Annotated in this window: 4 protein-coding genes; all 4 read left to right on the top strand. The window is 71.9% G+C overall.

Going from position 1 to position 26,751, the window contains the following annotated elements; genetic code table 11:
- A partial coding sequence (locus AC27VN_RS01965) for a non-ribosomal peptide synthetase (RefSeq protein WP_490875439.1) occupies positions 1–2,390 on the top strand: 2,390 nt, incomplete at its 5' end.
- A gap of 61 nt (positions 2,391–2,451) precedes the next feature.
- Positions 2,452–9,009: an amino acid adenylation domain-containing protein gene (locus tag AC27VN_RS01960; protein WP_490875438.1), complete on the top strand. Its 6,558-nt coding sequence runs from the start codon at positions 2,452–2,454 to the stop codon at positions 9,007–9,009.
- An 8-nt stretch (positions 9,010–9,017) separates the two neighbouring features.
- On the top strand, positions 9,018–15,551 hold the full coding sequence (locus tag AC27VN_RS01955; protein ID WP_490875437.1) for an amino acid adenylation domain-containing protein: 6,534 nt from the start codon (positions 9,018–9,020) through the stop codon (positions 15,549–15,551).
- The gene (locus tag AC27VN_RS01950; protein ID WP_490875436.1) at positions 15,552–26,702 is read left to right on the top strand and encodes an amino acid adenylation domain-containing protein; all 11,151 of its coding nucleotides are present in this window, start codon (positions 15,552–15,554) and stop codon (positions 26,700–26,702) included.
- Positions 26,703–26,751: the final 49 nt, after the last annotated feature.

Below are 26,751 nucleotides of genomic sequence, written 5' to 3'. Positions count from 1 at the left end.
CGGCGCGCGTGACGGCACTTGCCGAGGCCCTCGGCACGCAGCCCGAGACCCTGCTGCAGGCAGCCTGGTGGCTGCTGCTGTCGCGCCTGCACGGTGCGGGCCGCTTCGTCGGCGGCTGGCAGCACGACTGCCGGCGCGACTACGCACCGATGCAGGGGGCGGTCGGCCTGTTCGACAAGGTGCTGCCGGTGCTGGTCGACGTGGCCGAGGACGAGTCCTTCGCCAGCTGGACCGGCCGGCTCGACGCCGCTCTGGCTGAGCACGTCGAGGCGCAGGAATACTGGCCGGTCGATGCGCCGCCGATCGTGGCCCAGGCGTCGGTCGGCTTCGCCTCGCACGAGGCGCCGCGGCAGCATGGTTCCTCCGTGCGCTGGCGCCTGACCGGATTGCCGGGCCCGATGCCCGGCTTCGAACTCGCGCTGCAGGCCGCATGGGGCACCGAGGGCGCGCAGCTGTCGCTGCACGCCGATGCCGCGCGCCACGGCCGTGCCGCGCTCGAGCGCCTGCTGCTGCAGTTCGCCACGCTGCTCGAGGCCGCCGTCGCGCAGCCCGATGCACCGGTCGGCACGCTGCCGCTGGTCGGACCGCGCGAACGCGCGCTGCTGCTCGCGCACGACACGCCGCCGCTCGATGTCGGCACGCAGACCGTGGCCGAGCGCGTCGCGCACTGGGCCCGGACGACGCCCGACGCCGCGGCGCTCGAGGCCGGGGCGCAGTCCCTGAACTATCGCGAGTTCGACGAACGGGCCAACCGCCTTGCGCACTGGCTCGTGGCGCAGGGCGTGACGCCCGGCGCGATCGTCGCGCTCAACCTGCCGCGCTCGGTCGACCTGCCGCTGGCCATGTTCGCCGCCTGGCGCGCGGGCGCCGCCTACCTGCCGCTGGAGCCGGGCTGGCCCGAGGCGCGGCGCGCGGCCGTGCTCGCCGATGCCCGGCCCGCGCTGGTGCTCGAGGGCGCGCTGCCCGCGCTCGACGGACTGCCCGCGCATGCACCCGCGCACTGCATCGCGCCGAACGACCTGGCCTATGTGCTCTACACCTCGGGCTCCACCGGCACGCCCAAGGGCGTGGCCATCGAGCACGGCCAATTGCTGAACTACGTGGCGGCCGCCTCGGCCGCGATGAAGCTCGACGGCTGCCGCCGCTGGGCGCTCACGAGTTCGGTCGTGGCCGACCTGGGCAACACCGCGCTGTTCGGCGCCTTCTTCAACGGCGCCTGCCTGGTGGTGGCGTCCGAGGAGGAGGCGAAGGACGCGCGGGCCTTCGCCGGCTTCATGGAACGGCACGCGATCGACGCGCTCAAGATCGTGCCTTCGCACCTCGAGGCGTTGCTCGAATGCGAAGCGCCGCGGCTGCCGCGCACCCTGGTGCTGGGCGGCGAGGCCGCGCCGCGTGCGCTGGTCGAGCGCATCGCGGCGCTCGCGCCGCAGTGCGCGATCTACAACCACTACGGGCCGACCGAGACCACGGTCGGCGTGATGGTCCATGCCGTGGCGGCGGGCGCGCCGCTGCCCGCGCAGTTGCCGCTGACCCACGTGCTCGCGAACAACCGCGTGCGCGTGCTCGACGCCTCGTTGGGCCTGGTGCCGGCGGGTGGGCTCGGCGAGGTCTATGTCGGCGGCGCGCAGCTGTGCCGTGGCTACCTGAACCGTGAGCCCGGCGATGCCTTCGTCGCCGATCCGTTCGCGCCGGGCGAGCGCCTTTACCGCACGGGCGACCTGGCCCATGTGCTGGCCGACTGCGGCCTGTGCCTCGCGGGGCGCGCGGACCACCAGGTCAAGGTGCACGGCTTTCGCGTGGAGCCGGCCGAGATCGAGGCGGTGCTGCTGGCGCAGCCCGGTGTGCGGCAGGCCGTGGTGCTCGCCGCGCCCGATGCGGCGGGCGCGACGGCGCTGTCGGCATTCTTCGTCGCCGATGGCACCTCGGTCGACGGCCGCGCGCTGCGCGAACGCCTGGCCGCGCTGCTGCCCGCCCCCATGGTGCCGGCCAGCTTCACGGCGGTGGAGGCCTTCGCGCGCCTGCCGAACGGAAAGATCGACCGGCTCGCGCTGAGCGCGCTCGCACCGGCCGTGGCCGAACGCAAGGTCTACGTCGCGCCGCGCGATGCGCTCGAGGTCGTGCTGGCCGAGGGCATGGCCACCTTGCTCGGCAGCGACCCGATAGGCGTGGAGGACGACTTCTTCGAACTCGGCGGCCATTCGCTGCAGGTCATCAAGCTGGTCGCGCGCATCCGCAAGCTGCTGCAGGTGGAGGTGGCGGCCGGCCTGGTGTTCGACCATCCGACGCCGGCGGCGCTGGCAGCGGCGCTGCGCGAAGCGAGCGGCGATGCGCAGGCGCTCGAGCGGCTGGCGCAGGCCCATCGCGACGCGACCGAAGGCGAACCGGCATGAGCGCCGCGCCGGGCCGCCCCAAGCAAGCTCGCACCGCAGTGCGAAGCACGAAGGTATTTCAATGAGCATCACGGCAACGCTTCCCGCCCTCGTGCGCACGGTGGCCGACGGCCAGGCCGTGGCCCTGTCCCATGCGCAGGAACAGCTGTATTTCCTGCAGCGGCTCGAGCCGACGCTGACGGCCTACAACCTGCCGCGCGTCTTCGAACTGGAGGGACCGCTCGACGCCGATGCGATGGAGCGGGCTTTCCAGGCGCTGATCGCACGCCATGCGATCCTGCGCACCCGCTTCTTCGAGCGCGACGGCGCCACGGTGCAGGAAGCGCAGGCCGGCGTCGAGTTCGCGCTCGAGCGCATCGACCTCTCGGGGCTGGCGCCCGCGCCGCGGAAGCAGCAACTGGACGCGCTGGTGCAGCGCACCGCGGAGCACGTCTTCGATCTCACGGCGGCGCCGGCGCTGATCGCGCTGATCGCGCGGCTCGGCGAGCAGCGGCATGTGCTGGTGGTCTGCCTGCATCACATCGTCTCCGATGCGTGGTCGAACCCGATCCTCGCGGGCGACCTCGCCGCGGCCTACCGCCTGGCGCTGCGCGCCGAGGGGGCCGTCCACCTGCCGCCGCTGCCCGTGCAGTACGCCGACTACGCGGTGTGGCAGCGCGCCTGCGTCGAGCAGGGCGCAATGGCCCGCCAGCTCGACCACTGGAACCGGCACCTGGGCGCCGACGTGCCCGCGCTCGACCTGCCGACCGACCGCGCGCGGCCGGCGCAGAAGCGCTTCGCGGGGCGCACGCTCGGCTTCGATCTTCCGCCGGCGCTGGCCGCGGCGCTGCAGAAGCTGTGCCGCGCCGAGAAGTGCACGCCCTTCGTGATGCTGCTGGCCGCCTGGCAGGTGCTGCTGGCCCGCTACAGCGGGCAGGACGACTTCGCGGTCGGCGTGCCCAATGCCGGGCGCCAGCAAGAGGAAGTGCATGGCCTGCTGGGCTTCTTCGTCACCACGCAGGTGTTCCGCGCGCGCCTGGCGCCGCGGCGCAGCCTGCGCGAGATCTGGCGCCAGGTCCGCACCGACGCGCTGGCGGCGCTCGACAACGCCGACCTGCCCTTCGAGCTGCTGCTGGCCAGCCGCAAGGACCGGCGCGACCCGGCGCGCAGTCCGCTGTTCCAGGTGATGTTCAGCGCCCAGATGCTCGACGGGGATGCCGCGCTCGACCTCGAAGGCCTGCGGGCCGAGGCGGTGGAGTTCGAGGAGGCCGGCGCCAAGTTCGACCTGTCGCTCGACTTCTACCTCGATCCGCAGCGCGTGCACGGCCGCCTCGAATACAACACCGACCTGTTCGACGAGGCGACCGCGCTGCGCCTGAGCGGCTATTACCGCCGCGTGCTCGAGGCCTTCGTGGCCGAACCCGAGCGCGCGCTGGGCGAGCTGCAACTGCCTGGCGATACCGAGCACGCCTTGCTGCGGCGCTGGGGCGAGGGCGCGCCCGTCGCGCTGCAGGCCGAACCGGTGCACCGGTTGATCGCGCGCCATGCGGCGCTGCAGCCGGACGCGCCGGCGCTGCTTTTCGGCGAACTCGCCTGGAGTCGCGCGCAGCTCGACGAGCGCGCCAACCGGCTCGCCCACCGGCTGCGCGCGCTCGGCGTCGGGCCCGATGTGCGCGTCGGCCTGGCGGTGGAGCGCTCCGTCGACATGATCGTCGGCCTGCTGGGCATCCTGAAGGCCGGCGGCGCCTACGTGCCGCTCGATCCCGGCTATCCCGCGGACCGCCTGGCCTACATGGTGGAGGACAGCGCCATCGCACTGCTGCTCACGCAGAGCCACCTGAGGGAGCGCATGCCCATGGGCGGCGCGCGGCCGCCGGCGCTGCTCGAACTCGACACGCTCGACCTGCAGGCGTTGCCCGCGCACGATCCCGCGGTGCCGGTGCACGGCGGCAACCTCGCCTACGTCATCTACACCTCGGGCTCCACCGGCCGGCCCAAGGGCATCGGCATCGCGCATGCGGCGCTGGCCGCGCACACGCAGGTGGCGGCCGGCCTGTTCGGCCTCGGCCCCGGCGACCGCATGCTGCAGTTCTCGACCATCAACTTCGACGGCTTCGTCGAGCAGGTGTTTCCGCCGCTCGCGACCGGCGCGGCCATCGTGCTGCGCGGCGCGCTGCTGTGGGACAGCGAGACCTTCCGCCGCGAGCTGATCGAGCGCCGCATCACCATCGCCGACCTGCCGACGGCCTACTGGAGCCTGCTGGTGCAGGACTTCGCGCGCAGCGCGTCGCGCGACTTCGGCGCGCTGCGCCAGGTGCAGGCCGGCGGCGAGGCCATGCCCACCGAAGGCGTCAGGTCGTGGCGCGAGGCCGGCATGTCGCACATCCGGCTGCTCAATACCTATGGCCCGACCGAGGCCGTGGTGAGCGCGACCGAGCACGACTGCGGTATCTACCTCGAAGGCGAGGTCGCGTTGCCCGCGCAGATGCCGATCGGCAGGCCCCTGGGCGGACGCCAACTCCACGTGCTCGACGCGGCGCTGCAGCCCGTGCCGCCCGGCGTGGCGGGCGAGCTCTACATCGGCGGCGAGCTGCTGGCGCGTGGCTATCAAGGTCGCCCCGCGCTGAGCGCCGAACGCTTCGTGGCCGATCCTTTCGGCGCGGCGGGCGCGCGGCTGTACCGTACTGGCGACCTCGTCTGCTGGCGCGAAGGCGGCCGGCTCGACTACCTGGGCCGCATCGACCACCAGGTGAAGGTGCGCGGCTTCCGGATCGAGCTCGGCGAGATCGAGGCGGCGCTGCTGGCGCAGGCCGGGGTGCGCGAGGCGGTGGTGGTGGCGCTGGACGATGCGGCCGGTGCGCGGCTGGTCGGCTACGTGGCGGGCGAATCCGCCGACGCGTCGGCACTGGAGGTCTCGCGGCTGAGGGACGCGCTGGCCAGCGGGCTGCCCGAGTACATGGTGCCTTCGACCATCGTCGTGCTCGAGTCGCTGCCGCTGAATCCCAGCGGCAAGGTGGACCGCAAGGCCTTGCCGGTGCCCGCGCCCGCCGATGGAAGCGATGCGGACCATGAGGAGGCGCAAGGACCGGTGGAGCAGGCGCTGGCCGGCATCTGGGCCTCGGTCCTCGGCGTCGAGCGCGTGGGCCGGCGCAGCAATTTCTTCGAACTGGGAGGGCACTCGCTGCTGGCGATCCGCCTGCTCGAGCGCGTGCGGCGCGGCGGCTGGCATGCCGAGGTGCGCACGTTGTTCCAGAAGCCGGTGCTGGCCGATTTCGCGCAGGCGCTGCTCGCCGGCCAGGCCACCGCGCGGCGCGAGGTGGCCGTGCCGGCCAACGGCATCCCCGAGGGGTGCGCGAAGATCCGCCCGGAGATGCTCACGCTCGCGGCGCTCGACGCCGCGCAGATCGCACGCGTCGAGGCGGCCGTGCCGGGCGGCGCTGCCAACATCCAGGACATCTATCCGCTGGCCCCGCTGCAGGAGGGCATTCTTTTCCACCACCTGCTGCAGGCGCAGGGCGATGCCTACGTCACGCCCTGCCTGCTGGCCTTCGACAGCGAAGCGCGGCTGCGCGGCTTCGTTGACAGCTTCAACCAGGTCGTCGCGCGCCATGACATCCTGCGCACCGCCGTGCTGTGGGAAGGGCTCGGCGAGCCCGTGCAGGTGGTGCAGCGCCAGGCGGCGGTGCGGCTGGAATGGCTGGAAGCGTCCCTGGCCACGGAAGCGGCGACGCCGCTGGACGTGGCCGAGCGCCTGGCAGCATGCGTGGATCCGCGCCACCATCGCATCGACGTACGGCAGGCGCCGATGGTCAGGGCGCTGGCTGCCCACGACGACGCGCAGAACCGCTGGCTGCTGCAGCTGCCGAGCCATCACCTTGTGCTGGACCACACGACGCTCGAGCGCATCGTGGAGGAGATCGCGTTGATCCAGTCGGGCCGGCAGGCCGAGCTGCCGGCGCCGGTGCCGTTTCGCCAGTACGTCGCGCAGGCGCGGCTGGGCGTGGCGCGCGAGGCGCACGAAGCCTTCTTCCGGACCATGCTCGCGGACGTCACGGAAGCCACGGCACCGCTCGGCCTGCTCGACACGCAAGGCGACGGAACCCGGGTCGAGGAGGTCCGCCTGCCGCTGGCGCTCGGCCTGTCCACGCGAATCCGTGCGCAGGCCCAGGGCCATGGCGTGAGCGCCGCCGCGCTGTTCCACCTGGCATGGGCACTGGTCCTGGCGCGGACCACGGGCCGCGACGACGTGGTCTTCGGCACCGTGCTGTTCGGCCGCATGCAGGGCGGCGAGGACGCCGGGCGCGCGCTGGGCATGTTCATCAACACCCTGCCGCTGCGCGTGCGCATCGGCGGGCAGGACGCGGGCGACGGCCTGCGTCGCACGCAGGCGTCGCTGACCGACCTGATGCATCACGAGCACGCGACGCTGTCGCTGGCGCAGAAGTGCAGCGGCGTGGCGGGCGGCACGCCGCTGTTCACCGCGCTGCTCAACTACCGCTACAGCCCGCCGGAGCAGGCCGATGAGGAACTGGCGCGGCTGGGACGGCAGGGTTGGGAGGGCGTCGAACTCATCGGCGGCGCGGAGCGCACGAACTACCCGGTCACGATGTCGGTGGACGACCTGGGCGAGGGCTTTGCGCTGGTGGGCCAGGTGGTCCGCACGGTGGGTGCGCAGCGCCTGTGCGATGCCATGCGGGCCGCGCTTGAAGGGCTGGTCGAGGCGATGGAGACACGGCCCCGCCAGCGCATCGACGAGATCGAGCTGCTGGCGCCGCACGAGCGGCAACGGCTGCTCGGCTGGGGCGTGAACGCGAAGCGGCATGCGCTGGTGCAGCCGGTGCACCGCGCCATCGAGCACCGGGTGCGCGCGCATCCCGATGCGCCGGCGCTGGTGTTCGGCGACGAGGTGCTGAGCTACGCGGAACTGAACGCGCGCGCCAATCGGCTCGCGCACCGGCTGATCGCGCTGGGCGTGAAGCCCGAAGCGCGGGTGGGCGTCTCGATGGAGCGCTCGGTCGAGATGGTGGTGAGCCTGCTGGCGGTGCTGAAGGCGGGCGGCGCGTACGTGCCGCTCGACCCGGAGTACCCGGCGGACCGGCTGACGTACATGCTGGAGGACAGCGGCGTCGGCCTGCTGCTCGCGCAGGAGCGCACGGTTCCCGCCGGCCTGGCCGGCGCGGCCGTGTGCATCGTCGACCGGCTCGATCTCGGCAGCGGGCCCGCGCACGATCCCGAGCTCGCGTTGCACGAGGAAAGCCTGGCCTACGTCATCTACACCTCCGGCTCGACCGGCAGGCCCAAGGGCGCCGCCAATCGCCATGGCGCGCTGTTCAACCGCCTCGCATGGATGCAGCAGGCCTACGGGCTCGATGCGTCGGACACCGTGCTGCAGAAGACGCCCTTCGGCTTCGATGTGTCGGTGTGGGAATTCTTCTGGCCGCTGATGTCCGGTGCCCGGCTCGCCATGGCCGGGCCGGGCGACCACCGCGATCCCGCGCGGCTGGTCGCGCTGATCGGGCGGCACCGCGTCACCACGCTGCACTTCGTGCCGTCGATGCTGCAGGCCTTCCTCGCGCATGGCGGCATCGAGGCCTGCGCCTCGCTGCGGCGCATCGTCTGCAGCGGCGAGGCACTGCCGGTCGAGGCCCAGAACGAGGTGTTCCGACGGCTGCCCGGCGTGGCGCTGCACAACCTCTACGGGCCGACCGAGGCGGCGATCGACGTCACGCAATGGCAGTGCCGCGCCGACGGGCTGAGCCACGTCGCGATCGGGCAGCCGATCGACGGCATCCAGGTCCATGTGCTCGACCACAACCTGCAGCTTGCCCTGCCCGGCGTGGCCGGCGAGCTGTACCTGGGCGGCGTGGGTCTCGCGCGCGGCTACCTGCATCGTCCGGGCCTGACGGCGGAGCGCTTCGTGGCCGATCCGCTCGATGCGGGCGGTGGACGCCTCTATCGCACGGGTGACCTGGTGCGGTGGCGTCCGGACGGAAAGCTCGAGTACCTGGGGCGGCTCGATCACCAGGTGAAGATCCGCGGCCTGCGCATCGAGCTCGGCGAGATCGAGGCCCGGCTGCTGGCCCAGCCTGAACTGCGCGAGGCGGTGGTGGTGGCCAGGAACGGCCCCGGCGGGACACGGCTGGTGGGCTATGTCTCGCCGCGCGCGGGCCAGGCGCCGAAGCTCGAGGAGCTCAAGGCGCGCCTGGGCCTGGCATTGCCCGACTACATGGTGCCGGGCGTCCTGGTACTGATGGCGCAGGGCCTGCCGCTGAATGCGAACGGCAAGGTCGACCGCAAGGCATTGCCCGAGCCCGGCCGCATGGACGCCGAGGCCTACGAGGCGCCGGCGGACGACGCGGAGCGCGCGCTCGCCGGCCTCTGGTCGGAACTGCTCGGCGTGGAGCGGGTCGGCCGCCACGACAACTTCTTTGCGCTCGGCGGGCATTCGCTGCTCGCCGTCCAGCTGGTGTCGCGCCTGCAGGACGGCACGCAGGCCGCCATCGGGATCCAGGACGTGTTCCGCCATCCCGTCCTCATGGACCTGGCACGGCAGGCGCGCACGACGTTGCCTGACGGCCATGGCGACGATGCGCTGTCGAGCATCGACGCCTTCATCGACAGTTTGGGAGAACCCGCTTGACGAACAGCATGACGACCCGACGCATCGCCGAGCGATTTGCGCAGCTGTCGCCGCAACAGCGCCAGGCGGTGTACCTGAAGATCCGCGCCGAGGGCCTGGGCATGGGCCAGTTCCCGATCGTGCCGGCGGGCGAGGGGGCATCCGGGGCGAGTCCGCTCTCCTATGCGCAACGGCGCCAGTGGTTCCTCTGGAAGCTGGACCCCTGGAACACGGCCTATCACATCGTGGCGGCGCTGCGCCTGAAGGGCGCGCTGGACGTCGACGCGCTGCGGGCTTCGTTCCAGGCCCTGGTCGCACGCCATGCTTCGTTGCGCGCGACCTTCGTGCCCGAGGGCGATGACGACGGGGTCGCGCGGCAGGTGGTCGCGCCTTCGCTGGAGCTGGAGATTCCGCTGGTCGAGGCCGCTGACGCGGACGCCGAGATCGGACGCCTGAACGACACGCCGTTCGACCTCGAGCGTGGCCCGCTGCTGCGGGTGCGCATGATCCGTCTCGGCGAACACGACCACGTGCTCGCGGTCGTGATGCATCACATCGTGTCCGACGGCTGGTCGATGCAATGCCTGCTGGACGAGCTCGTCGCGCAGTACGCAGCCCGCGTGCAGGGTCGCGAGCCCGTGCTGGCCGCCTTGCCGGTCCAGTACGCCGACTATGCCGCGTGGCAGCGGCATTGGCTCGAGGCCGGGGAGGCGCGGCGCCAACTGGACTACTGGACGGCCCGGCTCGGGAACGAGCATCCGGTGCTGCAGCTGCCCACCGACAGGCCGCGCCGCCCCGACGGCCATTACCGGGCCGCGCGGCATGGCTTCGAGCTGCCGGCCGAGCTGCGGCAGGCGCTGGGCGAGCGCGCCCGGGCCGAGGGCGCGACGCTGTTCATGGCGCTGCTGGCGGGCTTCCAGGTGCTGCTGCACCGCCATACCGCCCAGGGTGATATCCGGGTCGGGGTACCGATCGCCAACCGCCATCGCGTGGAGACCGAGGGCGTGGTCGGCTTCTTCGTCAACACCCAGGTGCTGCGCACGGTGATGGACCACCGCATGCCGCTGCGCCAGGTGCTGGAGGCCGTGCGCGAGGCGATGCTTGGCGCGCAGGCGCACCAGGACCTGCCTTTCGAGCAGTTGGTGGAGGCGCTGCAGCCCGCGCGTCACCTGGGCCAGAGCCCCTTGTTCCAGGTCGCGCACAACCACCAGCGCGCGGATGCGCGGGTCGCGCGGGCGCTGCCGGGGCTGAGCGTCCAGGCGCACGAGGTCGAAGGACAGTCGGCGCAGTTCGAACTGATGCTGGACACGAGCGAGGACGAGGCGGGCCGCGTCCATGTCGTCTTCTCGTACGCGGAGGCGCTGTTCGATCCGGCCACGATCGCGCGCATGGCCGCCCATTACCTGGCCGTGCTGCGCGGGCTGGCGGACACGCCGCTGCTGGCGCTGGGCGACCTGGACCTGCTGGACGAGCCGGAGCGTGGGCGGCTGTGGAGCTGGGGCGTGGAGCCTGCGGCGTGGGGTGACGAGGGTGCGGTGCACCGCCGCATCGAGGCGCAGGCGCGGCGCGACCCCGATGCGGTGGCGCTGGTGTTCGGCGAGCACTCGCTGAGCTACGGCGAACTCAACGCGCGCGCGAACGCGCTGGCGCACCGGCTGATCGGGCTGGGCGTGCGCGCGGACGCGCCGGTGGGCATCGCGGTGGAGCGCTCGCTCGAGATGGTGGTGGGGCTGCTGGGGATCATGAAGGCCGGCGGGGCGTACGTGCCGATCGACACGGAGCACCCGCCCGAGCGCGTGGCCTACATGCTGAGCGACAGCGGCGTGAAGCTGCTGCTGACGCAGGCGCGGCTGCTCGATGCACTGCCCGCGGCGGCGCACGTGGGGCTGCTGACGCTGGACGACCTCGGGCTGGAGGGCGAGCGGCGGGACGACCCGGACGTGGCGCTGCACGGGGAGAACCTGGCGTACGTGATCTACACCTCGGGCTCGACGGGGCGGCCCAAGGGCGCGGCCAACCGTCACCGGGCGCTGCACAACCGGCTGGCGTGGATGCAGCAGGCCTACGGGCTGACGCGCGAGGACGTGGTGCTGCAGAAGACGCCGTTCGGCTTCGACGTGTCGGTGTGGGAGTTCTTCTGGCCGCTGATGGAGGGAGCGCGACTGGTGGTGGCGCAGCCCGGGGACCATCGGGATCCGGGCAAGCTGGCGGCGCTGATCCGGCGCCACGGGGTGAGCACGATCCACTTCGTGCCCTCGATGCTGCAGGCGTTCGTGGCGCACGAGGGGATCGAGAGGTGCACGAGCCTGCGGCGCATCGTGTGCAGCGGGGAGGCGTTGCCGGCGGAGGCGCAGGCGAAGGTGTTCGAGCGGCTGCCCGGTGCGGGGCTGTACAACCTGTACGGGCCGACCGAGGCGGCGATCGACGTGACGCACTGGACCTGCAGGGCGGACGGGCGCAGCCAGGTGGCGATAGGCCGGCCGATCGCGGACACGAGGACCTACGTGCTGGATGCGGGGCTGAACCTGGTGCCGCAGGGCGTGGGCGGGGAGCTGTACCTCGGGGGCGTGGGGCTGGCGCGTGGCTACCTGGACAAGGGCGGGCTGACGGCGGAGCGTTTCGTGGCGGACCCGTTCGGGGCGGCGGGGGAGAGGCTTTACCGTACCGGCGACCTGGTGCGCTGGCGCGAGGACGGTCAGCTGGAGTACCTGGGGCGCATCGACCACCAGGTGAAGATCCGCGGGTTCCGCATCGAGCTGGGGGAGATCGAGGCGCAGCTGCTGGCGCGAGCCGGCGTGCGCGAGGCGGTGGTGGTGGCCGACGAGGGGCCGGGCGGAGCGAGGCTGGTGGGGTACGTGTCGGGGCAGGCGGGGGTGTCGCTGGACGCCGCGCAGCTCAAGGCGGGGCTGGCGGGAGTGCTGCCGGAGTACATGGTGCCCTCGGTGCTGATGGTGATGCAGGGGCTGCCGCTGAACGCGAACGGGAAGATCGACCGCAAGGCGCTGCCGCGACCGGAGGTGGGTGGTGGGGTGGCGTACGAGGAGCCGCGAGGGGAGGTGGAGCGTGCGCTGGCGGGGGTGTGGGCGGAGGTGCTGGGGGTGCAGCGCGTGGGGCGCGGCGACAGCTTCTTCGAGCTCGGCGGGCATTCGCTGCTGGCGATCCAGTTGCTGGAGCGCATGCGGCGCCAGGGTTGGGCGGTGGAGGTGCGCACGCTGTTCCAGCATCCGAGGCTGGGGGACTTCGTGGCGGCGATGAGCGCGGGTGGCGGGGGTGCGAGAGCGCAGGTGGAGGTGCCGCGCAACGGCATTCCGGCGCAGGGCTGCGATGCGATCGAGCCGGTGATGCTGACGCTGGTGGCGCTGGAGGAGGCGAGCATCCGTGCGATCGAGGCGGCGGTGCCGGGCGGTGCGCGCAACATCCAGGACATCTATCCGCTGGCGCCGTTGCAGGAGGGCATCCTGTTCCATCACCTCATGCAGACCGAGGCGGACGCCTACGTCACCTCGCTGCTGCTGGCGTTCGACGAACGGGAAGGCCTGCTGCGCTTCGTCGCAGCCCTGAACCGGGTCATCGCGCGCCACGACATCCTGCGCACGGCGGTGCTCTGGGAAGGACTGCCGGAGCCGGTCCAGGTCGTGCACCGGCAGGCGGCGCTTTCGATCGAGTGGCTCGACGACATCGCGATCGTCAAGGGCAATCACCATCGCATCGACGTGCGCAAGGCGCCGCTGCTGCGCGCGCTGGCCGCGCACGACGCCGCGGGCGGCCGCTGGTTGCTGCAACTGCCTAGCCACCACCTGGCACTCGATCACACCTCGAAGGACGTGCTGATCGAGGAGATCGCCCACCTGTTGCAGGGCCGGCCGGAAGCGCTGGCGCCGCCGGTGCCGTTCCGCCGCTTCGTCGCCCAGGCGCGGCACGGCGTGACGCCGGCCGAGCACGAGGCGTACTTTCGCCGCGTGCTGGGCGACGTCGGCGAGCCGACCGCGCCGTTCGGTCTGCTCGACGTGCGCGGCGACGGCGGCCGCATCGCCGAATCGAAGCTGCTGCTCGCGTCGGCCGACGCGCAGCGGGTCCGTGCGCAGGCACTGCGCCATGGCGTGAGTCCCGCGGCGTTGTTCCACCTGGCCTGGGCGCTGGTGCTCGCGCGCATCACCGGGCGCGACGACGTGGTGTTCGGCACCGTGCTGTTCGGCCGCATGCAGGCCGGCGCGGAGGCGAGCCGCTCGGTGGGCATGTTCATCAACACCCTGCCGCTGCGGGTACGCACGGGTGCGCATGACGCCGCGCGATGCCTGCGCCAGACCCACGAGGCGCTGACCGAACTGCTGCATCACGAGCACGCGAGCCTGTCGCTGGCGCAACGCTGCAGCGCGCTGCCCAGCGGCGCACCGCTCTTCACCGCGATCCTCAACTACCGGCACGGTGCGCGGACCGATGCGGCGGGCACGGGCGTGCCGGTGCTCGAGGGCGTCGAGATGCTCGACTCGCGCGAGAGCTCGAACTTCCCGTTCGGTCTGTCGGTCAACGACACGGGCACCGGTTTCGAGCTGGTCACCCAGGTCGACGAGGCGATCGGTGCCGCGCGGGTCTGCGAACTGGCGTGCGCGGCCGTGCAGTCGATTGCGCAGGCACTGGCGAGCGATTCGACACGGCCGCTGCGCGCGCTGAGCGTTCTGGGCGCGGGCGATGTCGCGCGGCTGCGCGACTGGGGCCATGGCGAGGCGCGCGCCGCGTCGGGCCTGCTGGTGCACCAGCTCGTCGAACGCCAGGCCCGCGAGCGGCCCGGTGCAACCGCGTTGATCGCCGCGACGCACAGTCTCGACTTCGCCGCGTTCAATGCCCGCGCCAACCGTCTCGCGCATCGATTGATCGCCGCGGGCGTGAAGCCGGAAACGCGCGTGGGCATCGCGCTCGAGCGCTCGACGGACATGGTGGTCGGCCTGCTGGCCATCCTCAAGGCCGGGGGCGCCTATGTCCCGCTCGACCCGGCCTATCCGGCCGACCGGCTGGCCTACATGATGGACGACAGCGGAATCGCCCTGCTGCTCTCGCAGGACCGCGTGGCCGCGCGCATGCCGGTGCCCGCGGGCCTGCCGGTGCTGACGCTGGAATCGCTGAACCTGGCGACGGGCGAGGCCGGCGATCCCGACGTTGCGCTGCATGCCGGCAACCTCGCCTACGTGATCTACACCTCGGGCTCCACGGGCAGGCCCAAGGGCGTGGCCGTGACGCACGGTCCGCTGTCGATGCATGTGCAGACCATCGGCGAGGACTACGAGATGACGCCCGAAGACCGCGAGCTGCAGTTCGCTTCGATCGCCTTCGACGGCGCGCACGAGCGCACCTGGGTGCCGCTGGCCTTCGGCGCGGCGCTGATGCCGCGCGACAACGACATCTGGCCGGTCGAGCGCACGGCCGCGGAGATCGCGCGACACGGAATCACCATGGCCTGCTTCACGCCCACCTATCTCGCGCAGATGGTCGACGTGCTCGGCGAGGCCGGCAGCCGGCTGCCGATCCGTTCCTACACGGTCGGCGGCGAGGCGATGCCGCGCGCGAGCTTCGACCGCGTGCAGGCGGTCTTCAGGCCGCCGCGGATCATCAACGGCTACGGGCCGACCGAGACCGTCATCACGCCGATGATCGCCAAGGCCTTCGCGGGCGAGCGTTTCGAAGCGGCCTACATGCCGATCGGCAGGCTGGTCGGAGACCGCACGGCGCATGTGCTCGACCATGACCTGAACCCCGTGCCCGTGGGCGCGACGGGCGAGCTGTACCTCGGCGGCGAAGGACTGGCGCGCGGCTACCTGCGGCGCGCCGGCCTGAGTGCCGAGCGCTTCGTCGCGGATCCCTTCCGAGAGACCGGCGCGCGGCTGTACCGCACCGGCGACCTGGTGCGCTGGGGCGACGACGGCCAGCTCGAGTACCTCGGCCGCCTCGATCACCAGGTGAAGGTGCGCGGCTTTCGCATCGAGCTCGGCGAGATCGAGGCGCAACTGCTGGCGCAGCCCGAAGTGCGGGAAGCGCTGGTGGTGGCGAAGGAGGGCCCCGCGGGGGCCTGGCTGGCGGCCTATGCATCGCTGCAGCCCGGGGTCGACGTGAGCGCCGACGTCCTGCGCCAGCGCTTGCGCCAGCTGTTGCCCGAGCACGCGGTGCCCGGTGCCGTGGTGTTCCTCGACAGCCTGCCGCTCAATGCCAACGGCAAGGTCGACCGCCATGCGCTGCCCGAGCCGGGGGAGGCGGGCGGCCGCCCCTACGAGGCACCGAGCGGCGAGGTCGAGGAGCTCGTCGCCGGGCTCTGGCGCGAGGTGCTCGGCACGCCGTCGGTGGGCCGCCACGACAACTTCTTCGAGCTGGGTGGGCACTCGCTGGCCCTGCTGCAGGTGCAGCGCCGGCTGCAGGACGCCTTCGAGCTGCAGTTCGCCCTGCGGATCTTCTTCGAGAACCCGACATTGGCCGAGCTGGGCGCGGCCATCGAGGCGCAACGCGGCGTGGACAGCGCCGGGGATGCGCAGGACATCGCGCGCATGAGCGCATTGCTTGAAGCCTGGGAAAGCTGAATGAAACAGAACAAACGTGAGATCGCGGAGCGCTTCGCGCGCCTGCCCGCCGACAAGCAACAGGGCTTCCTCAAGGTACTGAAGGCCCAGGGCCTCGACTTCTCCCTGTTCCCCATCGTGCCGCGGCATCCGGGAGCGGAACAGGAGGGATGCATCGCGTCCTATGCGCAAGACCGGCAATGGTTCCTCTGGAAGTTCGACCCGGCCAGCACCGCCTATCACATACCGGGCTCGCTGCGGCTCGAGGGCGCGCTCGACATCGAGGCGCTGCGCGAGGCCTTCCGCGCGCTGGTGGCGCGCCATGCCGCGCTGCGCACCGTGTTCCGTGCCGGACCGGACGGGCTCGCGCAGCAGCTGGTGCGGCCCGAGCTCGCGCTGGACATCCCGCTCGTCGACGTGGCCGCCGCCGGGTCCGATGGCGAGCGCGAGCGGCTCGCGAACGAGGCCGCGCTGCGCGTGACGCAGTGCCCCTTCGACCTCATGGCCGGCCCGCTACTGCGCGTGGCCGTGATCCGCCTCGCGCCGCAGCGGCACGTGCTGGTGATGGTGATGCACCACATCATCTCGGACGGCTGGTCGATGCAGGTGCTGATGGAGGAGTTCGCCATGGCCTATGCCGCGCGCGTGCGCGGCATGCCGCTGCAGTGGCCGGCGCTCCCGATCGCCTATGCCGACTACGCGGCGTGGCAGCGCAACTGGATGGAGGCGGGCGAGAAGGACCGCCAGCTCGCCTACTGGCGCGATCGACTGGGAACCGGTCATCCGGTGCTGCAGCTGCCGGCCGACCATGCGCGCCGTCCCGACGGAAGCTACCGCGCCGCCACGCAAAGGCTCGAGGTGCCGGCGGCATTGGCGCAGGGACTGCGCAAGCGCGCGCAGGCACAGGGTGCCACCCTCTTCATGGCGCTGCTGGCGGGCTTCCAGGCGGTGCTCCATCGCCAGACGGGGCTGGCCGACATCCGCGTGGGCGTGCCCATCGCGAACCGCCACCGGCCGGAGACCGAGCGGCTGGTGGGCTTCTTCGTCAACACCCAGGTGCTGCGCAGCGTGATCGACGCGCGCATGCGCATGGGCGAGCTGCTCGATGCCGCAAAGGAGGCCGTGCAGGGAGCCCAGGCCCATCAGGACCTGCCGTTCGAACAGCTGGTGGAGGCGCTGCAGCCCGAGCGCAACCTCGGCCAGAGCCCGCTGTTCCAGGTGGTGCACAACCACCAGCCCCGTGGAGAGCAGGCGCTCGAGTCGCTGCCGGGGCTGACCCTGCACGGCCACGAGCTCGGGGAACGGGCGGCGCAGTTCGAGCTCACGCTCGACACCACCGAGGATGCGCAGGGTCAGGTCGGCGTGATGCTGACCTACGCCGCGGAGCTGTTCGAGCCCGCGACCATGGCCCGGTTCGGCGCCCAGTACCTGGCGGCCTTGCGCGCGCTGGCCGATGCCCCCGGGGAGACCGTCGGCCGCTTCGCGCTGCTGGACGAGACCGAGCGCGCGCAGCAGCGGCAATGGGCGGACATGCGGCGCGTCGAGGCGGCCGGTGGCGAGGCGTCGATCCATCGCCGCATCGAGCGCCATGCGCGCGAGCGGGCCGATGCCGTCGCGCTGGTGTGCGGTGAGGAGCGCTTGAGCTATGGCGAGCTGAACGCGCGCGCGAACCGCCTGGCGCACCGGCTCATCGCCATGGGCGTGGTGCCGGAGGCGCGCGTCGGCCTCGCGGCCGAGCGTTCGATCGAGATGGTGGTGGGCCTGCTGGCGATCCTGAAGGCGGGCGGCGCCTACGTGCCGCTCGATCCCGGCTATCCGCAGGACCGGTTGGCCTACATGGTGCGCGACAGCGGCATCGAATGGCTGCTGGCCCAGCCGCAGGTGCGTGCGCAGGTCTCGGTGGGCGAGAGCGTGCGGGTGCTCGAGTTCGGCGATCCGGCCACGGACCTGCTGCCGGCGCACGATCCCGAGGTGGCGGTGCACCCCGATCATCTGGCCTATGTGATCTATACCTCCGGCTCGACCGGACGGCCCAAGGGCGCGCAGCTGTGCCATCGCAACGTGACCCGGCTGCTGGACGCCACGCAGCCCTGGTTCGACTTCGGCCCGGACGACGCATGGACCCTGTTCCATTCGTACGCCTTCGATTTCTCGGTGTGGGAGGTGTTCGGCGCGCTGTGCACCGGCGGCCGGCTGGTCGTCGTGCCGCACTGGGTGAGTCGCTCGCCGGACGACTTCGTCGCGCTGCTGGACCGCGAGCGCATCACCGTGCTCAACCAGACGCCTTCGGCTTTCCGCCAGCTGATCCACGCGCCGGCGCTGGCCGGCGTCGCACGCTTGCCGCTGCGCTTCGTGATCTTCGGCGGCGAGGCGCTCGAGCCCGAGAGCCTGCGGCCGTGGATCGATCGCTTCGGCGACGAGGCGCCGCGGCTGGTCAACATGTACGGCATCACCGAGACCACGGTGCACGTGACCTATCGCCCGATCACGCGCGAGGACCTCGAGGATGGCCAGCGCAGCCCGGTGGGGGTGTCGATTCCCGACCTCGGCCTGCGCGTGCTCGACGCCGAGCTCGGGCTGCTGCCGCTCGGCGTGCCCGGCGAACTCTATGTGGCGGGCGAGGGGCTGGCGCGTGGCTACCTGGACAAGGGTGGGCTGACGGCGGAGCGTTTCGTGGCGGACCCGTTCGGGGCGGGCGGGGAGAGGCTTTACCGCACGGGCGACCTGGTGCGCTGGCGCGAGGACGGTCAGCTGGAGTACCTGGGTCGCATCGACCACCAGGTGAAGATCCGGGGATTCCGCATCGAGCTGGGGGAGATCGAGGCGCAGCTGCTGGCGCGAGCCGGCGTGCGCGAGGCGGTGGTGGTGGCCGACGAGGGGCCGGGCGGAGCGAGGCTGGTGGGGTACGTGTCGGGGCAGGCGGGGGTGTCGCTGGACGCCGCGCAACTCAAGGCAGGGCTGGCGGGGGTGCTGCCGGAGTACATGGTGCCCTCGGTGCTGATGGTGATGCAGGGGCTGCCGCTGAACGCGAACGGGAAGATCGACCGCAAGGCGCTGCCGCGACCGGAGGTGGGTGGTGGGGTGGCGTACGAGGAGCCACGCGGGGAGGTGGAGCGTGCGCTGGCGGGGGTGTGGGCGCAGGTGCTGGGGGTGTCGCGCGTGGGGCGCGGGGACAGCTTCTTCGAGCTCGGCGGGCATTCGCTGCTGGCGATCCAGTTGCTGGAGCGCATGCGGCGCCAGGGTTGGGCGGTGGAGGTGCGCACGCTGTTCCAGCATCCGAGGCTGGGGGACTTCGTGGCGGCGATGAGCGCGGGTGGCGTGGGTGCGAGAGCGCAGGTGGAAGTGCCGCGCAACGGTATTCCGGCCCAGGGCTGCGATGCGATCGAGCCGGGGATGCTGACGCTGGTGGCGCTGGAGGAGGCGAGCATCCGCGCGATCGAGGCGGCGGTGCCGGGCGGTGCGCGCAACATCCAGGACATCTATCCGCTGGCGCCGCTGCAGGAGGGCATCCTGTTCCATCACCTCATGCAGACCGAGGGCGACTCCTATGTCACGACGCTGCTGCTGAGTTTCGACACCGAGGCACGCATGCGGCAGTTCGTCGCCAGCCTCGACCAGGTCATCGCGCGCCACGACATCCTGCGCACGGCGGTGCTCTGGGAAGGGCAGCTGAATCCCGTGCAGGTGGTGTACCGCGAGGCGGCGTTGCCGCTCGAATGGCTGCCGCCGGTCGATGGCGATGCCGGCGACGTGGCATCCCGGCTCAATGCCCATGTCGATGCCAGCCGATACCGCATCGACGTGCGCCGCGCGCCGATGATCCGCGCCATCGCCGCGCACGACGCGGACAACGGCCGCTGGCTGCTGCAGTTGCCCAGCCACCACCTGGCGCTGGACCACACCTCCGAGGAACTGCTGATCGAGGAGATCGCCCTGGTGCTGCAGGGGCGCCAGGCCGAGTTGCCCGAGCCGGTGCCGTTCCGCCGCTATGTGGCCCAGGCGCGCCTGGGCATGCGGCCCGAGGAACACGAGGAATTCTTCCGCCGGATGCTGGGCGACGTGGACGAGCCGACCGCGCCGTTCGGCCTGAGCGACGTGCGGCTGGCGGGCGGGCACGTGGCGCAGGCGCGCCTGCTGCTCGACGCGGCGCTGTCGCTGCGGCTGCGGCAATGCGCGCAACGGCTCGGGGTGAGCGCGGCGACGCTGTTCCACCTGGCGTGGGCCCTCGTGCTGGGCAAGACCACCGGCCGCGACGACGTGGTGTTCGGCACCGTGCTGTTCGGTCGCATGCAGGGCGGCCAGGACGCGCACCGCGCGCTCGGCATGTTCATCAACACGCTGCCGATCCGCGTGCGGCTGGGTGCGCGCGCGCTGGACGTCTGCCTGCGCGAGACGCACGCCACGCTCAGCGACCTGCTGCATCACGAGCATGCGCCGTTGTCGCTGGCCCAGCGCTGCAGCGCGCTGCCGGGTGCCACGCCGCTGTTTTCCGCGATCCTCAACTACCGTCACAGCGCGAGCCGCGAGGGCGAGGCGCATGCGCAGACCTGGCTGGGCATGGATGCGCTGGAGGCGGTGGAGCGCACCAACTATCCGTTCACGCTGAACGTGAACGACCAGGCCGAGGGCTTCGAGCTGGTGGTGCAGGTGGAGCAGTCCATCGACGTGCAGCGCATGGCCGGCTTCATGCGCTCGGCGGTGCGCGGCATCGTGGACGGGCTGGACGCGAAGGCGAAGGTCGCGGCCTGCGACCTGGATCTGCTGGACGAGTCGGAGCGTGGGCGGTTGTGGAGCTGGGGCGTGGAGCCCGCGGCGTGGGGTGACGAGGGCGCGGTGCACCGCCGCATCGAGGCGCAGGCGCGGCGCGACCCCGATGCGGTGGCGCTGGTGTTCGGCGAGCGCTCGCTGAGCTACGGCGAGCTCAACGCGCGCGCGAACGCGCTGGCGCACCGGCTGATCGGGCTGGGCGTGCGCGCGGACGCACCGGTGGGCATCGCGGTGGAGCGCTCGCTCGAGATGGTGGTGGGGCTGCTGGGGATCATGAAGGCCGGCGGGGCGTACGTGCCGATCGACACGGAGCACCCGCCCGAGCGCGTGGCCTACATGCTGAGCGACAGCGGCGTGAAGCTGCTGCTGACGCAGGCGCGGCTGCTGGACGCGCTGCCCGCGGCGGCGAACGTGGGGCTGCTGACGCTGGACGACCTCGAGCTGGAGGGCGAGCGGCGGGACGACCCGGACGTGGCGCTGCACGGGGAGAACCTGGCATACGTGATCTACACCTCGGGCTCGACGGGGCGGCCCAAGGGCGCGGCCAACCGTCACCGGGCGCTGCACAACCGGCTGGCATGGATGCAGCAGGCCTACGGGCTGACGCGCGAGGACGTGGTGCTGCAGAAGACGCCGTTCGGCTTCGACGTGTCGGTGTGGGAGTTCTTCTGGCCGCTGATGGAGGGGGCGCGGCTGGTGGTGGCGCAGCCCGGGGACCATCGGGATCCGGGCAAACTGGCGGCGCTGATCCAGCGCCACGGGGTGAGCACGATCCACTTCGTGCCCTCGATGCTGCAGGCGTTCGTGGCGCACGAGGGGATCGAGGGGTGCACGAGCCTGCGGCGCATCGTGTGCAGCGGGGAGGCGTTGCCGGCGGAGGCGCAGGCGAAGGTGTTCGAGCGGCTGCCCGGTGCGGGGCTGTACAACCTGTACGGGCCGACCGAGGCGGCGATCGACGTGACGCACTGGACCTGCAGGGCGGACGGGCGCAGCCAGGTGGCGATAGGCCGGCCGATTGCGGACACGAGGACCTACGTGCTGGATGCGGGGCTGAACCTGGTGCCGCAAGGCGTGGGCGGGGAGCTGTACCTCGGGGGCGTGGGGCTGGCGCGTGGCTACCTGGACAAGGGTGGGCTGACGGCGGAGCGTTTCGTGGCGGACCCGTTCGGGGCGGGCGGGGAGAGGCTTTACCGCACGGGCGACCTGGTGCGCTGGCGCGAGGACGGTCAGCTGGAGTACCTGGGTCGCATCGACCACCAGGTGAAGATCCGGGGATTCCGCATCGAGCTGGGGGAGATCGAGGCGCAGCTGCTGGCGCGAGCCGGCGTGCGCGAGGCGGTGGTGGTGGCCGACGAGGGGCCGGGCGGAGCGAGGCTGGTGGGGTACGTGTCGGGGCAGGCGGGGGTGTCGCTGGACGCCGCGCAACTCAAGGCAGGGCTGGCGGGGGTGCTGCCGGAGTACATGGTGCCCTCGGTGCTGATGGTGATGCAGGGGCTGCCGCTGAACGCGAACGGGAAGATCGACCGCAAGGCGCTGCCGCGACCGGAGGTGGGTGGTGGGGTGGCGTACGAGGAGCCGCGCGGGGAGGTGGAGCGTGCGCTGGCGGGGGTGTGGGCGCAGGTGCTGGGGATGCAGCGCGTGGGGCGCGGCGACAACTTCTTCGAACTCGGCGGCGACTCCATCCTGAGCCTGCAGATCGTGGCACGCATGCGTGCCGCGGGCTGGAAGATCTCGCCGCGCCTGATGTTCGAGCAGCAGACCATCGAGCGGCTGGCCGGGCGGGCCGAGCCGCTGGATCCGCTCGCGCTGTCGGCCGTCGTCCCTTCGGTGCGAGGGCGGTTGAGCGATTTTCTGCCGGCCGACGCGATCGCGGCGACCGGACTCGATGCCGATGCGATCGAGGACGTCTATCCGCTGGCGCCCACGCAGGAAGGCATGTTCTTCCATTCGGCGGCGGCGGCCGGCTCGGGCCTGTACGTCAACCAGCTGAGCGTGGAGGTCCGCGACATCGACACGCGGCGCTTCGAGCGCGCCTGGCAGTCGATGGTCGAGCGCCACGCCATGCTGCGCACCGGTTTTCTCTGGCGCGACGGGATGGCCCGGCCGCTGCAGCTGGTGTTTCGGCAGGCGCCGGCCAGCGTCGAGCATCTCGATTGGCGTGCGCTCGATGGCGCGGAGGCCGCGCAGCGGCTGGCCGACCACGAGGCGCAGGCCCTGACCCGCGCGATCGACTGGTTGCGTCCGCCGCTGTCGCGCGTGGCGTTGATCCGCCTGGAGGAAGACCGCTGGCAACTGGTCTGGACGCGGCACCACATCCTGTCGGACGGCTGGACCGATTCCCGCCTCATGGGCGAGTGGCTGCGCGCCTATGCCGGCGAGGCGCCGACCTCGACGCCACCGGTGTACGGCGACTACGTGCGCTGGCTGCAGCGCCAGGACGCCCGGGCGGCGCAGGATTTCTGGACCTCCGCGCTCGGCGCGCTCGACGGTCCCACGCTGCTGGCGGAGGCCGGCCACGCCGATCCCGCGCGCGAGGGCTTCGAGAAGATCTACACGCGGCTCGATCGCACGCGCACCGCCGCGCTGCAGCAGTTCGCGCAGCGCGAGCGCGTGACGCTCAACACCCTGGTCCAGGCCGCCTGGGCGCTGCTGCTGCAGCGCCATACCGGGCGCGACCATGTCGTGTTCGGGGCCACAGTGGCCGGGCGTCCTGACTCGCTGCCGGGTGCGCAGGAGATGATGGGGCTGTTCATCAACACCATCCCGGTGCCGGTCTCGCGGCGGCCGGGCCGCGCGGTCGGCGACTACCTGCGCGAGGTCCAGGATGTGAACCTGCGCCTGCGCGAATACGAGCATGCCGCGCTCGCCGACATCCAGCGCTGGACCGGCTCCGCGGGCCGCCCGCTGTTCGACAGCATCATCGTGTTCGAGAACGCGCCCATCGATCGCGCCATGCGCGAACTCGACCGCTACGGACCGCGATTCGGCGAGATCGCCGTGGGCGGGCTCACCGGCTACGCGATGGACCTGCAGGTGGTGGCCGACGACACGCTGGAGATCGAGTACTGCTACGGTCGCCGCGAATTCGGCGATGCCTTCGTGTTGGCGCTGCGCCGGCAGATGGAGCACCTGCTCGCGCAGATGAGCGCCGATGCGCGGCGGGCGGTCGGCGAGCTGTCCTGGCTCGACGAGGGCGAGCGCACCGCCATGTTCGCGCTCGGCCGCAACGAAGCGCCGGCCGATGCCACCGGCCACCTGCCGGTGCATCGCCTGATCGAGGCGCAGGCCGCGCGGCGCGGCGAGGCGATCGCGCTGCTGTGCGGCGAGGACGAACTGAGCTACGGTGCGCTCAACGCGCGCGCCAACCGGCTGGCGCACCACCTGATGGCGCGCGGCGTCGGTCCGGACACCCTGGTCGGGGTCGCGCTGGAGCGCTCCCTCGAAAGCATCGTGAGCCTGCTGGCGGTGCTCAAGGCCGGTGGCGCCTATGTGCCGCTCGATCCGGCCTACCCCCCGGACCGGCTGGCCTTCATGGTGCGCGACAGCGGCGTGGCGCTGCTGCTCACGCACCGCGCGGTGCTGCCGCGGCTCGCGGCGATGCCCGAGGTGCCGGGCGTGGCGCTGGCGGTGCTCGAGGAACTGAGCCTCGACGAGGCGGCCACGTACGATCCGCAGGCCCGGGTGCATGCCGACAGCCTGGCCTACGTGATCTACACCTCGGGCTCCACCGGCATGCCCAAGGGCGTGGCCGTCACGCACGGGCCGCTGTCGATGCACTGCCTGGCCACGGCCGCGATCTACGGCATGGGCCCGCATTCCTGCGAATTCCATTTCATGTCGTTCTCGTTCGACGGCGCGCACGAGCGCTGGCTCACGCCGCTGTGCGTGGGCGCGGGCCTCGCCTTGCGCGACAACGAGCTGTGGACCGCGGAGCAGACCTACCAGGCGCTGCACCGCTACGGCATCACCAACGCGGCCTTCCCGCCGGCCTACCTGGGCCAGATCGCGGACTGGGCGAGCCTGCGCGACGATGCGCCGCCCGTGGAGCTCTACGTCTTCGGCGGCGAGGCGATGCCGAAGGCGTCGTACGACAAGGTCTGTCGCACGCTCAAGCCACGCATCCTGATCAACGGCTACGGCCCCACCGAGACCGTGGTGACGCCGCTGATCTGGAAGAGCCGCGCCACCGATACCTTCGACTGCGCCTACGCACCGATCGGTCGGCCCGTGGGCGAACGCGCGGCGTACGTGCTGGATGCCGACATGCAGCCGGTGCCGCGCGGCGCGATCGGCGAGCTCTATATCGGCGGCTACGGCCTCGCGCGCGGCTACCTGGGACGCCGCGGCCTCACGGCCGAGCGTTTCGTGGCCGATCCCTTCGACGGCGCCGGCGGCCGCCTCTACCGTACCGGCGACCTGGTGCGCTGGATGGCCGACGGCAACATCGAATACATCGGCCGCGCCGACCACCAGGTGAAGGTGCGGGGTTTCCGCATCGAGCTCGGCGAGGTCGAGGCCCGGGTGCGCGAGGTGGCGGGCGTGCTCGACGCCGCGGTGGTGCCGCGCGAGAGTGCCTCGGGCCAGCAGCTGGTGGCCTACGTGGTGGCGGCCGCCGACGAAGCCGACGACGCGATGGTCCAGCGCATCCGCGGGCAGCTTGCCGAGCGGCTGCCGGAGTACATGGTGCCGGGACGCGTGATGGTGCTGCCGCGGCTGCCGCGGTTGATCAGCGGCAAGCTCGACCGCGCCGCGCTGCCGGAGCCGGCGGCCGAGGCCGACAGCGTCTTTCGCGCGCCGCGCAACGACACCGAGGCGCAACTGGCGGCGATCTGGCGGCAGGTGCTGGGCGTCGAACGCGTCGGCATCGCGGACAACTTCTTCGAAATGGGCGGCGATTCGATCCTGAGCCTGCAGGTGATCTCGCGCGTGCGCAATGCGAAGCTGGGTTTCGAGCTGCGCCTGCGCGACCTGATCCGCCACCAGACCATCGAGGCGCTGATGGCCGCGAGGGTCGACGGCGCCGCGCCCTCGGTCGCTGCCGCGCCGCGGATCGAGGCCGTGGGCACGCTGCCGCTGCTGCCGATCCAGCAATGGTTCTTCGCGCAGGAGATCCCCGAGCGCCATCACTTCAACCAGTCGATCCTGCTGCGCGTCGAGTCCTGGCTGGACGAGCCGCGCCTGCGGCGCGCGCTCGACCTGCTGCAGCGGGAGCACGATGCGCTGCGCATGCGCTATGTCCGCGAAGCGGACGGCTCGTGGCGGCAGTCCTATGCGATCCCGTCCGACGCGGCCGACGTGCTCCGGTGCTGCGAGATCGCCACGCTGCAGGACATCGAGCGCGAATCGGAGCGCACGCAGCGAAGCCTGGCACTGGCCGACGGCCCCGTGTGGCGGGTGGCATGCATGCGGCGTGCCGACGGCAGCGCGCGGCTGTTGATCGTGGTGCATCACCTGAACATCGATGGCGTTTCCTGGCGGGTGCTGCTCGAGGACCTGCAGTCGCTCTATGAGCAGCTCGCGCAACCGCAAGAGCCGCGGCTGCCGGCGAAGACGGCTGCCTACAAGGCCTGGGCGCTGCACCTGCAGGCGTGGGCGCGGTCGGAGGCGCTGGCGCTGCAACTGCCGTACTGGCAGCGGCAGCTGGCCGGGATCGAGGACCTGCCGCGCGACGATGCACGGGTCCCGGCCCGGTTCAGCGACCGCGCGGTGGCCTACGTGCAACTCGAGCGCGAGCTCACGCAGGACTTGCTGCGCGCCGCGCCCGCGGCCTATGGCACCGGCATCGACGACCTGCTGCTGACCGCGCTGTCGCGCACCGTGGCCGCCTGGACGCAAAGCCCCGAGACCTTGATCACGCTCGAGGGCCACGGGCGCGAGGGCGACGCGGCCGACCTCGATCTGAGTCGCACCGTGGGCTGGTTCACGAGCGCCTATCCGGTGCGCCTGCCGGGCGGCGACCTGCCGCTGGAGTCGTCGATCCGCGCGGTCTCGGCCGCGCTGCGAGCGGTGCCGGACAAGGGCGTGGGCTTCGGCGCGCTGCGCTACCTGCATGCCGACGAGGCGGTGCGGGGTGCGCTCGCGGCGGCCGAGCCGCGGATCACCTTCAACTACCTGGGGCAGTTCGATCAGAGCTTCGGCGAGGCGTCGATCTTCTCGCCCACCAGCGGCGAGTCAGCGGGCGCGGAGCGCGACGCGCGGGGCGCCTTGCCGAACTGGATCGAGATCATCGGCCAGGTGTTCGACGGCAGGCTCGCGGTCAGCTGGATCTACAGCCAGGCGATGTTCCGGCCCGAGACGATCGAGCGCCTGTCGCGGGACTATCGCGCGCAGCTCGAGGCGATCGTGCGGCATTGCGTGGCGCTGCAGCAGGCCGCGAGCGGCGCCGCCGCGATGGCGGCGGCATGAGCCGGAGGCCCCGCCGCGCGGCGGGGCTTCGATGAGAGGGCGGGGCCGG

It is taken from the genome of Variovorax sp. 20P10.2.4 (assembly GCF_058244205.1).
The sequence above is the reverse complement of the archived record's forward strand: the minus strand, read 5'-3'. Positions and strand labels throughout refer to the sequence as shown.

What these genes read in the sequence shown, in the direction of transcription:
- AC27VN_RS01955 (WP_490875437.1), top strand. Translation starts at nt 9,018, where the DNA reads ATGACGACCCGACGCATCGCCGAGCGATTTGCGCAGCTGTCGCCGCAA.
- AC27VN_RS01950 (WP_490875436.1), top strand. Translation starts at nt 15,552, where the DNA reads ATGAAACAGAACAAACGTGAGATCGCGGAGCGCTTCGCGCGCCTGCCC.
- AC27VN_RS01960 (WP_490875438.1), top strand. Translation starts at nt 2,452, where the DNA reads ATGAGCATCACGGCAACGCTTCCCGCCCTCGTGCGCACGGTGGCCGAC.